The 15,984-nt window shown below is 58.4% G+C and carries 18 protein-coding genes; 10 read left to right on the forward strand and 8 right to left on the reverse strand.

Annotation, left to right across the window (positions count from 1 at the left end; genetic code table 11):
* Positions 1–12 precede the first annotated feature (12 nt).
* On the reverse strand, positions 13–669 hold the full coding sequence (locus tag ACP15R_RS21885; RefSeq protein ID WP_424988203.1) for a Tim44/TimA family putative adaptor protein: 657 nt from the start codon (positions 667–669) through the stop codon (positions 13–15).
* Positions 670–776: 107 nt separating this feature from the next.
* Here ACP15R_RS21885 and ACP15R_RS21890 point away from each other — a divergent pair, with 107 nt between their 5' ends.
* Complete coding sequence (locus tag ACP15R_RS21890) at positions 777–1,277, forward strand: FxsA family protein (RefSeq protein ID WP_424988204.1); 501 nt, start codon at positions 777–779, stop codon at positions 1,275–1,277.
* A 61-nt stretch (positions 1,278–1,338) separates the two neighbouring features.
* Positions 1,339–1,842, forward strand: coding sequence for a protein-export chaperone SecB (gene secB / locus ACP15R_RS21895; RefSeq protein WP_424988205.1), 504 nt, complete (start codon positions 1,339–1,341; stop codon positions 1,840–1,842).
* 24 nt (positions 1,843–1,866) lie between these two features.
* On the opposite strand, the gene dnaQ is transcribed toward secB, so the two are convergent.
* Genes dnaQ through ACP15R_RS21915 form a run of 4 tightly spaced genes read right to left on the reverse strand, consistent with a single transcriptional unit; the run spans position 1,867 to position 4,565 of the window.
* Positions 1,867–2,553, reverse strand: coding sequence for a DNA polymerase III subunit epsilon (dnaQ, locus tag ACP15R_RS21900; RefSeq protein WP_424988206.1), 687 nt, complete (start codon positions 2,551–2,553; stop codon positions 1,867–1,869).
* Positions 2,546–3,139, reverse strand: coding sequence for a dephospho-CoA kinase (coaE, locus tag ACP15R_RS21905; protein WP_424988207.1), 594 nt, complete (start codon positions 3,137–3,139; stop codon positions 2,546–2,548). The genes dnaQ and coaE overlap by 8 nt, the downstream gene beginning before the upstream one ends.
* Complete coding sequence (locus tag ACP15R_RS21910; protein ID WP_424988208.1) at positions 3,136–3,969, reverse strand: shikimate dehydrogenase; 834 nt, start codon at positions 3,967–3,969, stop codon at positions 3,136–3,138. Before ACP15R_RS21910 ends, coaE begins: the two co-directional genes overlap by 4 nt.
* Positions 3,966–4,565: a Maf family protein gene (locus ACP15R_RS21915; protein ID WP_424988209.1), complete on the reverse strand. Its 600-nt coding sequence runs from the start codon at positions 4,563–4,565 to the stop codon at positions 3,966–3,968. Before ACP15R_RS21915 ends, ACP15R_RS21910 begins: the two co-directional genes overlap by 4 nt.
* Before the next feature lie 406 nt (positions 4,566–4,971).
* Between ACP15R_RS21915 and ACP15R_RS21920 the strand changes: the two genes are divergently transcribed.
* The 7 genes from ACP15R_RS21920 (at position 4,972) to ACP15R_RS21950 (ending at position 12,339) form a co-directional block, all read left to right on the forward strand.
* A complete protein-coding gene (locus ACP15R_RS21920; protein ID WP_424988210.1) occupies positions 4,972–5,421 on the forward strand; it encodes a CopD family protein in 450 nt (149 codons plus the stop codon).
* A gap of 139 nt (positions 5,422–5,560) precedes the next feature.
* Entirely contained in the window at positions 5,561–6,817 is a 1,257-nt protein-coding gene (gene rho / locus ACP15R_RS21925) for a transcription termination factor Rho (RefSeq protein ID WP_424988267.1), read from the forward strand.
* Positions 6,818–6,846: 29 nt separating this feature from the next.
* Complete coding sequence (mnmE, locus tag ACP15R_RS21930; RefSeq protein WP_424988211.1) at positions 6,847–8,133, forward strand: tRNA uridine-5-carboxymethylaminomethyl(34) synthesis GTPase MnmE; 1,287 nt, start codon at positions 6,847–6,849, stop codon at positions 8,131–8,133.
* A 12-nt stretch (positions 8,134–8,145) separates the two neighbouring features.
* Entirely contained in the window at positions 8,146–10,008 is a 1,863-nt protein-coding gene (gene mnmG / locus ACP15R_RS21935) for a tRNA uridine-5-carboxymethylaminomethyl(34) synthesis enzyme MnmG (protein WP_424988212.1), read from the forward strand.
* Positions 10,005–10,628, forward strand: coding sequence for a 16S rRNA (guanine(527)-N(7))-methyltransferase RsmG (rsmG, locus tag ACP15R_RS21940; protein ID WP_424988213.1), 624 nt, complete (start codon positions 10,005–10,007; stop codon positions 10,626–10,628). Before mnmG ends, rsmG begins: the two co-directional genes overlap by 4 nt.
* Positions 10,621–11,430: a ParA family protein gene (locus ACP15R_RS21945; RefSeq protein WP_424988214.1), complete on the forward strand. Its 810-nt coding sequence runs from the start codon at positions 10,621–10,623 to the stop codon at positions 11,428–11,430. Before rsmG ends, ACP15R_RS21945 begins: the two co-directional genes overlap by 8 nt.
* A 21-nt stretch (positions 11,431–11,451) precedes the next feature.
* Positions 11,452–12,339: a ParB/RepB/Spo0J family partition protein gene (locus tag ACP15R_RS21950; RefSeq protein WP_424988215.1), complete on the forward strand. Its 888-nt coding sequence runs from the start codon at positions 11,452–11,454 to the stop codon at positions 12,337–12,339.
* Here ACP15R_RS21950 and hemW read toward each other — a convergent pair.
* From hemW to rph, 3 genes are read right to left on the reverse strand one after another with little or no spacing between them, the layout of a single operon-like run.
* Positions 12,336–13,493, reverse strand: coding sequence for a radical SAM family heme chaperone HemW (hemW, locus tag ACP15R_RS21955; RefSeq protein ID WP_424988216.1), 1,158 nt, complete (start codon positions 13,491–13,493; stop codon positions 12,336–12,338). The two genes, ACP15R_RS21950 and hemW, sit on opposite strands and share 4 nt — an antisense overlap.
* Positions 13,486–14,097 carry an RdgB/HAM1 family non-canonical purine NTP pyrophosphatase gene (gene rdgB / locus ACP15R_RS21960; protein WP_424988217.1) on the reverse strand — a complete coding sequence of 204 codons (612 nt, stop codon included), beginning with the start codon at positions 14,095–14,097 and terminating at the stop codon, positions 13,486–13,488. Before rdgB ends, hemW begins: the two co-directional genes overlap by 8 nt.
* Positions 14,094–14,807 carry a ribonuclease PH gene (gene rph, locus ACP15R_RS21965; protein WP_424988268.1) on the reverse strand — a complete coding sequence of 238 codons (714 nt, stop codon included), beginning with the start codon at positions 14,805–14,807 and terminating at the stop codon, positions 14,094–14,096. The genes rdgB and rph overlap by 4 nt, the downstream gene beginning before the upstream one ends.
* 110 nt (positions 14,808–14,917) lie before the next feature.
* On the opposite strand from rph, the gene hrcA reads away from it, so the two are divergent.
* Entirely contained in the window at positions 14,918–15,982 is a 1,065-nt protein-coding gene (gene hrcA / locus ACP15R_RS21970) for a heat-inducible transcriptional repressor HrcA (protein ID WP_424988218.1), read from the forward strand.
* Positions 15,983–15,984 lie beyond the last annotated feature (2 nt).

A 15,984-nucleotide genomic window follows, 5' to 3' on the forward strand; every position in this document is an offset into this window, starting at 1 on the left:
GAAACCGGGCCGTTACGCGTCGGTCGCGACGAGAAGCCAGTTGGGATCGTTCGACCCCATCGTGCGGGCAAAGGTCCAGGTATCTTTCTGCCGCTTGACGGTCGACGCGTTGCCCTCGACGATGTCACCGCCCTTGTCACGCACGACCGAGGTCAATTCGGCAACAAAGCGCATAGTGATCTCGGCCTTGTTGGTGTCCTTGTCGAATTTCACGTCCTGAAGGCTGGTTTCGCGCACCCCGATAAACTCGGCCTCGATGGTCAGCCCCTGATCCTCGCGCGCGGCAACAACCTCGACAAAGGTTTCAAACACGTCCTCGGCCAGGAAGGGTTGGATTTCGTCCAGGTTTCCACGCTCGAACCCCATGACGATCATTTCATAGGCACCGCGTGCGCCCTGAAGGAAATCGCTGACCGAAAAGGCCGGCTCGATGCGCTTCATCGCGGCGAGGTCCTGCGCCTGCGTGCTGCCTTCTTCGACATGGTCGATGATATCACGGTCCGGACCGCCCTCGATCACCTCGAACCCCTTGCGGGCGACGGGTTCGTCGGTTTTCGGAACCGGTGGTTTTTCGAAACCATCACGCGTGCCCAACACGTTCTTCAGGCGCAAAATCAGGAAGATGGCAATGCCAGCAAGCACCAAAAGCTGTATGATGGACGAATTCATTTGGACCTCATGTTCGTGTTGGGCTTTGTAAGCCTTGCCTGTGGCACTTATGTAGGTCACGGGCAGGGTCAAGTCTACCTCGCCACAAAGGGGAAAGGAAACGCGCAATGTACCTGTTTATGGCGTTTTTGCTGGTGCCGCTGATTGAAATCGGGCTGTTCATCCAGGTTGGTGGGCTGATCGGGCTGTGGCCAACCCTGGCGATCGTGGTTCTGACCGCGATACTGGGCACGTCGCTGGTGCGGTCACAGGGGCGGGTGGCGATGGGCGAGCTGCGCAGTTCCTTTGCCGAGTTGAACGACCCGACCGAGCCGCTGGCCCATGGCGCGATGATCCTGGTGTCGGGTGTGCTGTTGCTGACCCCCGGTTTTTTCACCGACGCGCTCGGGTTTGCGCTGTTGATGCCGCCGGTGCGCAGGGCGGTCTATCGCCATGTCCGCGCCCGCGTACAGGTTCACCAGTTCCAGATGGGCCCCGATATGGGCCCCGGGCGCGCGCAACCACGCCACACGGCACCCGGTGACGTGATCGATGGCGAGTACCAGGACGTGACCCCGAACGCCAGACCGCGCTCTGGCCCGTCGGGTTGGGTCGAGGACGGCAAGTAGCATTGAGATGCCCCGACCAAGCTGCTAAGCAACGGCAAATCTTGTTTCGAGGAGCTTTTCGATGTCCGACAACGGCCCTGCCGCCGCAAATGGCGGTCAACAACCGCCGCAGGTGAAAATGAACATCCTGGGACAGTTCGTGCGCGACCTGTCATTTGAAAACGTCATGGCGCAGAAAGGTGCGACAGGCGAGGTCAAGCCGGATGTCAGCGTTCAGGTCAACCTGGATGCAAAGAAACGCGGTGCCGAGCATCAATACGAGGTGTCCATCAAGCTGAACGTCGAATCCAAGGCCAAGGACGGCGGCGAAGCGCTGTTCCTGCTTGAAATCGACTATGCCGGCGTGTTCCACATCGAAGGCGTGCCGGAAGAGCAGCTGCATCCCTTCCTGCTGATCGAATGCCCGCGCATGTTGTTCCCGTTCCTGCGCCGTATCGTCAGCGATGTCACCCGTGACGGTGGCTATCCGCCGCTGAACCTGGAAAACATCGACTTTGTTCAGCTTTACCGCGCCGAAATCGCGCGTCGGCAACAGGCCCAGGCGGCACAACCCACCAACGCCTGACCGGTTTTCGCGCGCCTGGCCGGGTCAGGTGCGCGACCAGACCGCTTCGTCACCCAGTTTTGCGACGAATTCCTCATGTGCCTTGCGCTCATCCCCGGTGATGCGCGGGGGCAGGGGGGTGGCGCGCGGCGTCGGTCGCCACGCCTCGCCGGACTCGCCGCCGTTCTGTCGCGATCCGGTGGACAGGGCAAAGTCGGGCTGTCGGCCGCCGATCAGTTCCAGATACACTTCCGCGAGGATTTCCGAGTCCAGCAGCGCCCCGTGCAGGGTGCGCGCCGAATTGTCGATGGCAAAACGCCGGCAGAGCGCATCAAGCGAGGCCGGCGAACCGGGAAAGCGTTTGCGGGCAATTTCCAGCGTATCGATCGCCTGTTCCCAGGGCAGCCTGGGCAGGTTCATCCAGCCCAGCTCGGCGTTCAGGAACTTCATGTCAAAGGCCGCGTTGTGGATCACCAGCTTGGCATCGCCGACAAAATCGAGAAACGCCTGGCCGATCTCGGCGAATTTGGGCTTGTCGCGCAGAAAATCGTCGCCCAGCCCGTGCACCTCGAACGCCTCTTGCGGCATGCTGCGCTCGGGGTTGATATATTGGTGATAGGTGCGCCCGGTGGCCACGTGGTTATGCAGCTCGACCGCGCCGATCTCGACGATACGGTCGCCGGATTCCGGATCGAACCCGGTGGTCTCCGTGTCCAGAACGATTTCACGCATGGTCTGGCTGTCTCCTGATCTGGTCAACGATATCGCGCACTTGCTGGCGGGCATGTTCCATCGTGTCGGTGACGATCACGTAATCGGCCCGCGCGCGTTTTTCCGCATCGGGCATCTGTTTCGCACGGATCATCTCAAATTGCGCTTGTGTCATGGTTCCACGGGCCAGCACGCGGGCCTGCTGGGTTTCGGGCGGCACCGAAACACAGGCAACCGCGTCCATCGCGGCGTCGCCGCCGGTTTCAAACAACAACGGTATGTCAAAAACGAGAATGTCGGCGCGCGCCTCGGCCCGGAACCGGTTGCGGTCTTCTGCCACCAGCGGGTGCACCACGGCCTCGATCTGTTTGAGCGCGCCGGGATCGTTGGCAATGATCTCTTTCAATACGGCGCGATCCACGGCACCGGTCCGGGTGGCTTGCGGAAAAATCCGGCCCAGCGGAGCAACCGCAGCTCCGTTTTCGGCATAGATCCGGTGTACTGCGGCATCCGCGTCCCACAGCGCACAGCCCTGGTCGACAAACAACTGTGCGGTTGTGCTCTTGCCCATGCCGATGGACCCGGTCAGCCCCAGAAGAAAGCTCATTTCAGGGCGGCGGCGCGGGTCGCCTCGTCGATTTCCGGCCGCGTGCCGAACCAGCGTTCAAACCCGGGCACCGCCTGGAACAGCAACATGCCCAGCCCGTCCACCGTGGTACAGCCCGCCTCGCGCGCAGCGGTCAGCAACCCGGTTTCCAGCGGGGTATAAACAAGGTCGGTCACAACAATACCCGGATGCAACCCGTCAAGCTGTACCGAAAGTTCCGGTTGGCCCGACATGCCCAGCGACGTGGTATTGACCACCAGCGCGGCATCCTTGACCGCGCTCCCGGCCTGTACCCAATCGACAACGCGGATGCGGTGGCCGAAATCCTCCTTGAGGCGTTCGGCGCGCAGCCGGGTTCGGTTGCACAGGATGACCTCGGGCACACCGGCATCAACAAGCGAAGAAATCACCGCCCGCGCGGCACCCCCCGCACCAAGGACCAGCGCCGGGCCAGCCTCGGCCCGCCAGTTCGGTGCCCCGCTGCGCAGGTTCTCGATAAACCCGTAACCATCGGTATTATCGGCCAGGATCGAGCCGGCATTGCGGAAGATGAGCGTATTGGCCGCCCCGATCAGGATCGCCCGGTCGGTGATCTGGTCGGCAAACTCCATCACCTTTTCCTTGTGCGGGACGGTGACATTGACCCCGACAAAACCCATCGCCGGCAAGGTCCGCAACACCCGCTCCAGATCGCTTTCATGCACATCCATCGGGATATAATGACCACGAATGCCATAGGTTCGCAGCCAATGGCCATGCAGCAGGGGAGACCGCGAATGTGCGATCGGCGAGCCGATAACCCCGGCCAATGGAATGCGCGTCTGTGTCATTGTTCGATCACTCCGCGCAGGGCCAGGAAATTCAGTAGTTCCAACAAAGGTATACCCAAAACGTTAAAATAGTCGCCGTCAATAATGCTGAACAGGCGAACACCCTCCTCTTCGAGTTTGTACGCGCCAACCGCGTGGCGAATACTCTCCCAGTTGCGGACGATATAACCAGACAGGTAGGCATCTGAAAAGCTCCGCATGCGCAATCTGACCTGACCGACATGGCGCCAGACCGGGTTGCCATCCTGATAGATCACCGCGGCCGACAACAGACTGTGCCGATTGCCGCGCAGCGCGGCGAGCTGTGTCTCTGCCTCTTCGGGTGTTTGCGGCTTGGACAATAGTGTGCGGTTGAAATCGAGCACCTGGTCACAGCCGATCACCATGGCACCCGGATGCTTGTCGCTGATCTTGCGGGCCTTCATCTCAGCCAGCGCATCGGCGATGTCCCGTGGCGGTGCGTCTTCTGCCAAAAGCGCGGCCTTGATCGAATCTTCATCCACGCGCGGGACACTGATTTCAAATTCAAGCCCGGCATTTCGCAACAGCTCGGCCCGGATGCGCGAACCAGAGGCCAGTATGATCGGGACAGTCATGTGGATAACCGGTGTGCAAGGTTGAGGAGGACGCGGGACAGATTTGACTTGTTTTCGGTATCGCATGCAACCCGTAGACAAAACCAGATTTGCAAAGATCCAATGTCATGTTCATCCCGGCGGGATAAGGATAAATCCAGGGGTGTGCAGAACCGTGATGTCATTAGGTTATTCGCTAGTTATCCACAGGTTAACAGGAAGTTAATGGTTCGTAATCAATTGTTTTATAACGATTAATTTTATCTCCCCTCTGTTCAGGCCAAAACTTCTTAACAATGGTTAAACATGTGCAAAACCCGGGGGATTACCCAATGATCCACAGGTTTGGACCACCCAACAAAACCATCAACCTTTCTTCTTTCTTTTTTAATGATTAGGGAAGGGGAGCGATCACTCCGAGGCCCCCATGTCTGACTTCCTGGCAAGCATCTATCCCTGGACCAAGGCGTTTCACATCATGGCGGTGATCAGCTGGATGGCCGGGCTGTTCTATCTGCCGCGTCTCTTCGTGCACCATGTTGAACGCGCTGAGGGCAACAAGGACATGACAGACCTGTTCGAGATGATGGAAGTCAAACTGCTGCGCGCCATCATGAACCCGGCTTTCGTCGCCACCTGGCTCTTTGGCCTGTGCCTTGTCTTTACCCCGGGGATCGTCGACTGGTCAGAGATCTGGCCCTGGACCAAGGCCGCAGCGGTGCTGGCCATGTCGTGGTTCCATCATTGGCTGGGATGGCGTCGCAAGGATTTGATGAACGGTATCAATACCTGGACCGGCAAGCGGTTTCGCATGATGAACGAGTTTCCGACCGTGTTGATGATCATCATCGTCCTGTCGGTCGTGGTTCGTTTCTAATCCGAATTGACTCGGACCGCCCTGTTGCGATAAAAGCGGCGGACCTGCCCGTCCGGGCAATGGTTTTTCCCTATTCTGACATATCGCGGCCGTTGCTGATCGGTCGCAGACGGGCGACATATATATGAGCGTTGAAAAGCTGAGCCTTGCCGATCTGAAAGCCAAGAGTCCCAAAGACCTTCTGGCGATGGCCGAAGAGCTTGAGATCGAAAATGCATCGACCATGCGCAAGGGCGAGATGATGTTCCAGATCCTGCGCGAACGCGCGGATGAGGGATGGGAAGTCTCGGGTGACGGTGTGCTCGAGGTGCTTCAGGACGGATTCGGCTTCCTGCGGTCGCCCGAGGCGAATTATCTGCCGGGCCCGGATGACATCTATGTGTCGCCCGACATGATCCGCAAATATTCGTTGCGCACCGGCGATACGATCGATGGCGTGATCGAGGCACCGAACGACAACGAGCGTTATTTTGCCCTGACCAATGTGGCTTCGATCAACTTTGAAGAACCGGAGAAGGCCCGTCACAAGATTGCCTTTGACAACCTGACGCCGCTTTATCCCGACGAGCGGCTCAAGATGGAAATCGAGGATCCGACGATCAAGGATCGGACCGCCCGTATCATCGACCTGGTGGCCCCCATCGGGAAGGGTCAGCGGTCGCTGATCGTTGCGCCGCCGCGAACCGGTAAGACGGTGATCCTGCAGAACATCGCGCATTCCATTGAGCGCAATCATCCGGAATGTTACCTGATCGTGCTGCTGATCGATGAACGCCCGGAAGAGGTGACCGACATGCAGCGTTCGGTGAAGGGCGAGGTGGTATCCTCGACCTTTGATGAACCGGCGACGCGGCACGTGGCAGTCAGTGAAATGGTCATTGAAAAGGCCAAGCGGCTTGTTGAACACAAGCGAGATGTTGTTATCCTTCTTGATTCGATCACAAGACTTGGTAGGGCCTTTAACACCGTGGTGCCGTCTTCGGGCAAGGTTCTGACAGGTGGTGTCGACGCCAACGCCTTGCAGCGCCCCAAGCGTTTCTTTGGTGCCGCGCGCAACATCGAAGAGGGCGGTTCACTTACCATCATCGCGACGGCGCTGATCGATACCGGCAGCCGGATGGACGAAGTCATCTTTGAGGAGTTCAAGGGGACCGGCAACAGCGAGATCGTCCTGGATCGCAAGATCGCCGACAAGCGGGTCTATCCGGCCATCGACATTCTGAAATCCGGTACCCGCAAAGAGGATCTGCTGGTCGACAAGGTGGATCTGCAAAAGACCTTTGTGTTGCGCCGGATCCTGAACCCGATGGGCACCACCGACGCCATCGAGTTCCTGATTTCCAAGTTGAAGCAAACCAAGAGCAACAGCGATTTCTTTGACTCGATGAATACCTGATCCCGGTCCGCCGGCACGGAGGTATCTTGATGGATACGATCTTTGCGCTTGCCAGTGCGCAGGGCAAGGCCGGCGTTGCCGTTGTACGCATTTCCGGACCACTGGCCCATGTTGCCGCTTCTCGTCTTACGCGCCAGAAGCCTACCACCCGTGGTATGAAATTGCTGACCATCCACGATATGGATGGCGCGCATCTAGACGACGCCCTTGTCTTGAGTTTTCTGGCACCGGCCAGCTTTACCGGCGAAGATGTCGTTGAATTGCATCTTCATGGCAGCATCGCGGTGGTCTCCGCCGTGTTGAGATGCCTTGGATCGATGCAGGAGTTGCGGCTTGCCGAGCCCGGAGAATTCACCCGCCGGGCGATGGAAAATGGCAAGATGGATCTGTCGCAAGTCGAGGGGCTTGCGGATCTGATCGAGGCGGAAACCGAGAGCCAGCGGCGACAAGCCCAGGAAGTCTTGTCCGGGCGGCTGGGGGAATTGGCCGAAAGCTGGCGTACAGAACTCATCCGTGCGGCGTCATTGATCGAGGCCGTGATCGACTTTGCCGACGAAGATGTTCCGACCGATGTCACCCCGGAAGTAAGCGCTTTGATCGAACGGGTGATGTCAGACCTCAAAAGTGAAACCACGGGCGTAGGAATCGCCGAGAGAATTCGCAGCGGGTTCGAAGTGGCCATTGTTGGCGCTCCTAATGTGGGAAAATCTACGCTGCTCAACGCTCTGGCCGGGCGTGACGCGGCCATTACCTCGGAATACGCCGGAACGACACGTGATGTGATCGAGGTTCGCATGGATCTCGCGGGGCTTGCAGTGACGTTCCTTGATACGGCTGGATTGCGCGATACCTCGGATGAAGTCGAGAAGATCGGTATTTCCCTTGCGAAATCCCGCGCCGATCGCGCCGATTTGCGAGTATTTCTGGCGGATAACACGGGTGATCTGGATATTGCGTTCCAAGCGGACGATATCCTGATGCATCCAAAGGCCGATCTGCGCGCGCACAGGTCGAATTCTGTTTCTGGATTGACCGGGGAAGGGGTGTCGGACCTGATTTCGCGGATTTCATCGGTTCTGGTTCAGAGATCTGCAAATGCGGGAGTTGCCACGCGTGAGCGCCACAGAATTGCAATGATGCGGGCCAATGCCTCGTTGATGGCAGCGAGGGATCTGTTGTCTGATCGCTCTGAGCAGTATGAAATGGTGGCTGAAGAGCTGCGTGCATCGATTCGATCCCTTGAATCGCTTGTTGGCCGTGTCGATGTGGAAAACCTACTGGATGAGATTTTTTCCAGTTTTTGCCTGGGTAAGTAAGGAGTGTTTCACGTGAAACATTTTGACGTTGCTGTCATCGGAGGCGGTCATGCAGGTGCAGAAGCCGCCCACGCAGCGGCGCGCATAGGCGCGAATACCGCTCTTATCACCCTCAATCGCGGCGGAATCGGCGTTATGTCGTGTAATCCGGCGATTGGCGGGCTCGGAAAAGGCCATCTTGTCCGGGAAATCGATGCGATGGATGGGGTAATGGGCCGTGTTGCGGACCTTGCCGGGATTCAGTTTCGGCTGTTGAACCGACGCAAGGGCCCAGCCGTACAAGGACCGCGCGCTCAGGCGGATCGCAAGATCTATCGGGAGTCCATGCTCAAGGAGTTGGAAACTTGCGAAAACCTGACAATCATCGAAGGTGAGGCGACCGACTTTCTGATGGATCGGGATCGTGTCATCGGGCTTTGTCTCGCGGATGGTTCCGAAATCAAGTCGCAATCCGTCATCCTGACCACAGGTACATTTCTGCGTGGTGTGATTCATATTGGTGACGTATCCCGCCCTGGTGGCAGAATGGGAGACAAGCCCTCGATCCCACTCGCCGATCGACTGGAGTCGTTCAATTTGCCATTGGGTCGTCTGAAGACCGGAACACCACCGCGCCTGGATGGTCGGTCAATCGACTGGTCCGATCTGCAAATGCAGCCTGGAGACGATGACCCGACGCTGTTTTCGTTCATGTCGTCAAAGGTATCTGCCGGCCAGATTTCTTGCGGGATCACGCATACCAACGCCCGGACCCATGAGATTATCGAGAAAAATCTTTCACGCTCCGCGATGTATGGTGGGCATATCGACGGGGTAGGGCCGCGCTATTGCCCGTCTATCGAAGACAAGATCGTACGCTTTGCGGAAAAGGACTCGCATCAGATCTTTCTTGAACCTGAAGGGGTCGACGATCACACGATCTATCCGAATGGTATCTCGACATCGCTTCCAGTGGATGTTCAAGAGGCATATGTCCGTTCGATCAAGGGTTTGGAAAATGCCGAGATACTCCAGCCCGGCTATGCGATCGAATATGATTATGTCGACCCACGCGCGCTAAGTGCAACGTTGGAACTGAAAGATATCAAGGGCTTGTATCTTGCCGGGCAAATCAACGGCACAACGGGTTACGAAGAGGCTGCTGCTCAGGGTTTGGTTGCAGGGTTGAATGCCGCGTTGGCTTCGAAAGATCGTGATCCCGCTGTTTTTAGCCGCTCAAACAGCTATATCGGTGTGATGATCGATGATCTGACTACGCGTGGTGTGTCAGAGCCGTATCGGATGTTCACGTCCCGCGCGGAATTCCGGCTATCCCTGCGTGCCGATAATGCGGATCAGAGATTGACACCATTGGGGTTGGAATTGGGTTGTGTGGGCAAGGAACGGGAAGCGGCCTTTGCGACCAAGATGGAAAAGCTGGACCGCGCGCGAGAAGTACTGACCAACGGCACATATACTCCCAAGGAACTGTCCCAGGCGGGAATCCAGATTAGCCAGGATGGTAAACGCCGCAATGGCATGGATGTGTTGGCCTTTCCAGATGTTTCCGTGTCCAATCTGGTGTCGTTGATGCCCGAGTTGAGTGATATCGAGGTTGATATTCGTCTCCAGATAGAGCGGGATGCGCTCTATCGAAATTATGTGGCGCGTCAGGAAAACGATGTAACGGCATTAAAGCGTGACGAAGCACTGACAATACCGCGAGATTTCGATTTTTCCGGGATCAGCGGCCTGTCGAATGAGCTCGGTCAAAAATTGCGGGCCTCTCGGCCTGAAACCATCGCACAAGCGGCGCGTATTGATGGTATGACGCCTTCGGCGCTGGCCTTGATCCTGTCCCGTCTGCGACGCCAGCTCAAAGTCGCCAATAGATGAACGATCACGTCAATGAAGATCGTTACATTCCAGATGTTTCACGTGAAACATTGGAACGGCTGAAATGTTTCGATTCCCTTGTCCGTAAATGGAATCCGCGAATAAACTTGGTCTCCCGTAATAGCCTTGAGGTCCTTTGGTCGCGCCATATCGTTGATTCCGTTCAGGTCTTTCGACTCAGAGAGAAGTCGGGGTCGTGGGTCGATCTGGGCAGTGGCGGTGGCTTTCCCGGCGCGGTTGTTGCGATCCTGGCAGAAGAGTTTGATCCCGGGGCTGCAGTCACCCTGATCGAGAGCGATCAACGAAAATGTGCCTTTCTACGTACGGTAATTCGCGAAACCGGGGTTGCCTGCCGGGTGATTTCCCGACGTATCGAACAAGTTGAGCCGCAAGCGGCGGATATTCTGTCGGCACGGGCGCTTACGAATCTGTCCGGGTTGCTGGAATTTGCAGAAAGACACCTGTCAAGCGACGGAATGGCGTTGTTCCCAAAGGGAGTGTCGTGGCAAAAGGAAGTTGCCGAAGCAGAGCGTTCGTGGCGGTTTGAGTATGAACCCACGGAAAGCGCGACCGAGGCTGGATCCGTTATCTTGAAAGTCAAAGGAATATCGCGTGTCTGACCTTATCCAAACACCAGGTCCGCAGATTATCGCCATCGCCAATCAGAAGGGCGGGGTGGGCAAAACCACCACATCCATCAACCTTGCAGCGGCGCTGGCGGAAAAGGCGCTTCGGGTTCTGGTGATCGATCTTGATCCGCAAGGCAATGCGTCGACGGGCCTGGGAATCGAAGCCGATTCGCGCGATGCAACCACCTATGATCTGCTTGTCGGAGATCTGCCGCTCGATCAGGTTATTCAGAACACGGCACAGGACGGTTTGTGTATCGTTCCGGCAACGGTTGACCTCAGTTCCGCAGATATCGACCTGATCTCCAACGATCGGCGGATTTTTCTCTTGCATGACGCATTGCGGCAACAAGGGATGCGTGATTTTGCCTTTGATTACATCCTGATAGATTGCCCGCCATCGCTTAACCTGCTGACGGTAAATGCCATGGTGGCGGCGCATTCCGTGCTTGTTCCCTTGCAGAGCGAGTTCTTTGCATTGGAGGGGTTGTCGCAATTGATGCTGTCCGTCCGCGAAGTCCGGCAATCGGCGAATCCGGGACTCAGAATCGAAGGTATTGTGTTGACCATGTTCGACAGACGCAACAACTTGTCCCGACAGGTCGAAGAAGATGCGCGGGACAATCTTGGCGATCTGGTGTTCGAAACATTGATTCCGCGCAATGTCAGGGTCAGCGAAGCGCCGTCTTATGCGATGCCGGTGCTGAATTATGACAGCAATTCGCAAGGGGCAGAAGCCTACCGCGCGCTGGCGCAGGAAATAATGACCAAACACAGGTTGATGGCGGCCTAGGCCATCCGAGGAGGGTAGCAGATGGATAACAGGGTTAAGCCGCGCGGGTTGGGACGCGGACTGTCGGCATTGATGGCGGATGTTTCAACCGAGAGCCAGAGTACGGATCGCCCCGTCGGCCCGGATATTCATGTTCCGATCGAAAAGCTGTTTGCCAACCCGAACCAGCCGCGCCGCAGGTTTGCGCAGGAAGATCTGGATGACCTGACCGCGTCGATCAAGGAAAAGGGGGTTCTTCAGCCGCTGATCGTGCGCCCGCGCGAAGGCGGCACCTATGAGATTGTCGCGGGTGAACGTCGTTGGCGGGCCTCGCAACAGGCGCAGCTGCATGAAGTGCCGGTTCTGGTGCGCGATTTTGACGATGTCGAAGTGCTGGAAGTTGCCATCATCGAAAACATCCAGCGCGCGGATCTGAACGCGGTGGAAGAGGCGGCAGGCTACAAGCAACTCATGGAGAGCTTTGGCCACACGCAGGAGCGGCTGGCCGAAGCGCTCGGCAAAAGCCGCAGCCACATTGCCAACCTGATGCGTCTGCTGACTCTGCCGGGGGATGTACAGAACATGCTGCAAGAGGGGGCGCTGACCGCCGGTCATGCACGCGCCCTGGTCACGGCAGAAGAGCCTTCCTCGCTGGCGCGGGCCATCGTCAAGGGCGGTCTGTCGGTGCGGGCCACCGAGGCGCTGGTGAAAAAACAGGCCTCGGGAGAGCTGCAAGCCAGAAAAAAGAAACAGGCCGGTCCAGCCGAAAAAGACGCGGATACCCGCGCCTTGGAGGCGGATCTTTCGGCCAATCTGGGTATGAAAGTGGCGATTTCGCACAAACCGGGTCAGGATTCCGGGGAAATTACCATCAAATACGGTGATCTCGACGATCTGGACACGCTTTGTCGTTTGCTGAGCGGCAGTTAACCAACCAGAAACTCGGAAATAATCGCGTTCAGAACCATAAAGCCCTGCTTTTGCACCACAATTCGATCACCCGTGTCCCGGATAAGTCCGAGTTCAGCGAGAGATTTACGTGCGGCGGGGCACAGAGGCCGGTTGGCGAGAGTCTCATAGCGCACAACATCTATGCCCGACCGTATGCGCAACCCCATCATAAGGTATTCTTCGGCTTGCTCTAACGTCGAAAGCGGCTGGCGGGTGATCTCGCCCTTGCCCTGGTTCACCTGCCGCAGCCAATCGGTTGGCATGGTGGCCGATTCCGTGGCGTGCCGGACGCCGTTCAGGGTCACGCGCCCATGCGCGCCGGGGCCGATGCCGACATAATCCCCTCCGGTCCAGTAGATCAGGTTATGCCGCGATTCCGCACCCGGCCGGGCGTGGTTTGACACCTCGTACATGGGCAGACCATGCGCGTCACAGATGGCCTGGGTGATTTCATACATATCCGCGGCGCGATCATCATCGGGCAGCCCGCGAAGCTTGCCCGCGGCAAAACGGTCGCCAAAGGCGGTGCCGTTTTCGATGGTCAATTGGTACAGCGACAGGTGATCGATCGCCATCGACAGGGCGCTGTTCAGTTCCTGTTGCCATTGTTCCGGCGTCTGGTCCTGGCGGGCATAGATCAGGTCGAAACTAACCCGGTCAAAACAGCCGCGGGCAATGTCAAAGGCGGCGCGTGCTTCGGCGACGGTATGGATACGCCCAAGCCGTTTGAGATCGGCGTCGTTCAGCGCCTGCACCCCCATCGACACGCGATTGACCCCACCATCGCGAAACCCGCCAAAGCGCGCCGCTTCAACCGAACCGGGATTGGCTTCGAGCGTGACTTCGATGTCATTGGCAGGGGTCCAGTGGCGGCAGGCCGCCTCGACAATGCGGCCCACCGTGTCCGGATCCATCAGGCTGGGCGTGCCGCCACCGAAGAATATGGAATTGAGGACCCGACCCGGGGTTTCCGCAGCGGTGCGTTCGAGCTCTGCGAGGTAGGCATCGCACCAGGCCGATTGATCGATCTGGCGCGACACGTGGCTGTTAAAGTCGCAATAGGGGCATTTGGCCTGGCAGAAGGGCCAGTGTACATAGAGCCCGAACCCGCCATGTCGCCAGTCTTCAGTCAAAACAGCCCGCGACAAGCTGTTCCGTGGCCTTGGCGCGGTGGCTGATCCGGTTCTTTTCCCAGCGATCCATTTCGCCAAAGGTCACGTCATGGCCATCGGGAACAAAGATCGGGTCATACCCATGCCCCTGATCGCCGCGCATGGGCCAGACAACCTGACCTGGCATGATGCCCTCGAACACCTCGTCATGGCCATCGGGCCAGGCCAGAACAAGCGTGCAACAGAATTGCGCCTTGCGGGGGTGGGGCGCGTTGATCGCTTCCAGTTCGCGATGGGTGCGCTCCATCGCCATGACGAAATCGCGCCCGTTCGGGGTTTCGGCCCAGTCGGCGGTATGCACGCCGGGGGCGCCGCCCAATGCGTCGATCCGGATCCCGGAATCATCGGACAGGGCAGGCAGGCCGGTTGCCCTGGCGGCGGCATGGGCCTTGATGCGGGCATTGCCGACAAAGGTGGTTTCGGTTTCGTCCGGTTCCGGCAGATCCATTTCGGCGGCCCCGACCACGGTCACCCCAAAGGGGCCGAGAAGATGCGCCATCTCTTCCAGCTTGCCGGCGTTATGGGTCGCGACCAACAGCCGCTCGCCGGTAAACCGGCGCGTCATACCGCGGCCTTCTGCGCGGCGACCAGTTCGCCGACACCTTTCTGTGCCAGATCGATCAACTGATTCATCTGGTCGCGGGAAAACACCGAACCCTCTGCCGACATCTGGATTTCGATCAGCTTGCCGGATCCGGTCATGATAAAGTTGCCGTCAACGCCGGCCTCGCTGTCTTCGGGATAGTCGAGATCCAGCACCGGCTGCCCGGCATATATGCCACAGGACACGGCGGCGACCGGATCCACCAGCGGGTCGCTGATCACGTCGCCGGCCTTCATAAGCTTGTTCACCGCCAGCCGCAGCGCGGTCCAGCCCCCGGTGATCGCGGCGCACCGGGTGCCGCCATCGGCCTGAAGCACGTCGCAATCGATGGTGATCTGACGTTCGCCAAGCGCGACCCGGTCCACCCCGGCGCGCAGGGCACGCCCGATCAGACGCTGGATTTCCACGGTACGGCCACCTTGCTTGCCCGATGCCGCCTCGCGCCGCATCCGGGTGTTCGTGGCGCGGGGCAACATGCCGTATTCCGCCGTCACCCAGCCCAGCCCCGACCCCTTGATAAAGGGCGGCACGCGATCCTCGATTGTCGCGGTACAGAGCACATGGGTATCGCCAACCTTGATCAGGCATGATCCCTCGGCGTGTTTCGTGAATCCCGTTTCAATGGAAACCGGGCGCATTTCGCTTAGATCTCGACCAGAGGGGCGCATGATGTCTCCTATATATGTTGGCGTCGGAATACAGTCCGGCAAGACCGTTATGCAACCCCGATTGACCTTTGCAACCAGTGGACTTTAATGGCGAACCAGCCAAGGATGACCACATGAACGATGCTACGAAACTGTTGGACGAGTTGAACGACCGCTCGCGCGAAGTGTTTCGGCGCGTGGTCGAAGGCTATCTTGAAACCGGCGATCCCATCGGCAGCCGCACCCTGACCCGCACCCTCAGCGAAAAGGTCAGCGCCGCAACCATCCGCAACGTTATGCAGGATCTGGAATATCTCGGCCTGCTCGACAGCCCGCATGTCAGCGCCGGGCGCATTCCGACCCAGGTGGGGTTGCGGATGTTCGTCGATGGCCTGCTTGAAGTGGGCGATCTGCACGATACCGACCGCAAGATGCTGGACGACACGGTCAAGCGCAATTCCAATGATGTGGGCAATATGCTCGACCGGTTGGGCGCGGCCCTCTCGGGTGTGACCCATGGGGCGTCCCTGGTTCTGACCCCCAAGCACGAGGCCGAGATCCGCCATATCGAATTCGTGTCGCTGGCCCATGATCGCGCGCTTGTGGTGATCGTGTTCGCCGACGGTCATGTGGAAAACCGCCTGTTCACCCCGCCGCCGGGCCAGACTCCCAGTTCGATGCGCGAAGCGGCGAATTTCCTGAATGCCCTGATCGAAGGCCGCACCCTGAGCGAAGTGCGCCGCAAGATTCAATCCGAGATCAACGCCCGCCGGCAGGAGATCGACCGGCTGGCACAGGACATGGTCGAAAGCGGGCTCGCCGTGTGGGAAGGCGATGGCGAGGAAACCGACCGGCTGATCGTGCGCGGACGCGCGAATCTGTTGGGTGGCGAAGACAATGGCGAAGAGCTGGAACGCATTCGCAGCCTGTTTGACGATCTTGAACGCAAGCGGGACATCGAGGAATTCCTGCAACTCACCGAGGATGGCGAGGGCGTACGCATTTTTATCGGCTCGGAGAATAAACTTTTCTCACTTTCGGGTTCCTCTTTGGTGGTGTCTCCCTATATGAACGCTGATCGTAAGATCATCGGCGCGGTGGGTGTGATTGGCCCGACGCGCCTCAATTATGGGCGGATCGTGCCGATCGTGGACTATACGGCGCAGCTGGTAGGCCGGATGATTTCCGACCGCAGTTAGAG

The organism is Microbulbifer sp. S227A (genome assembly GCF_049800935.1).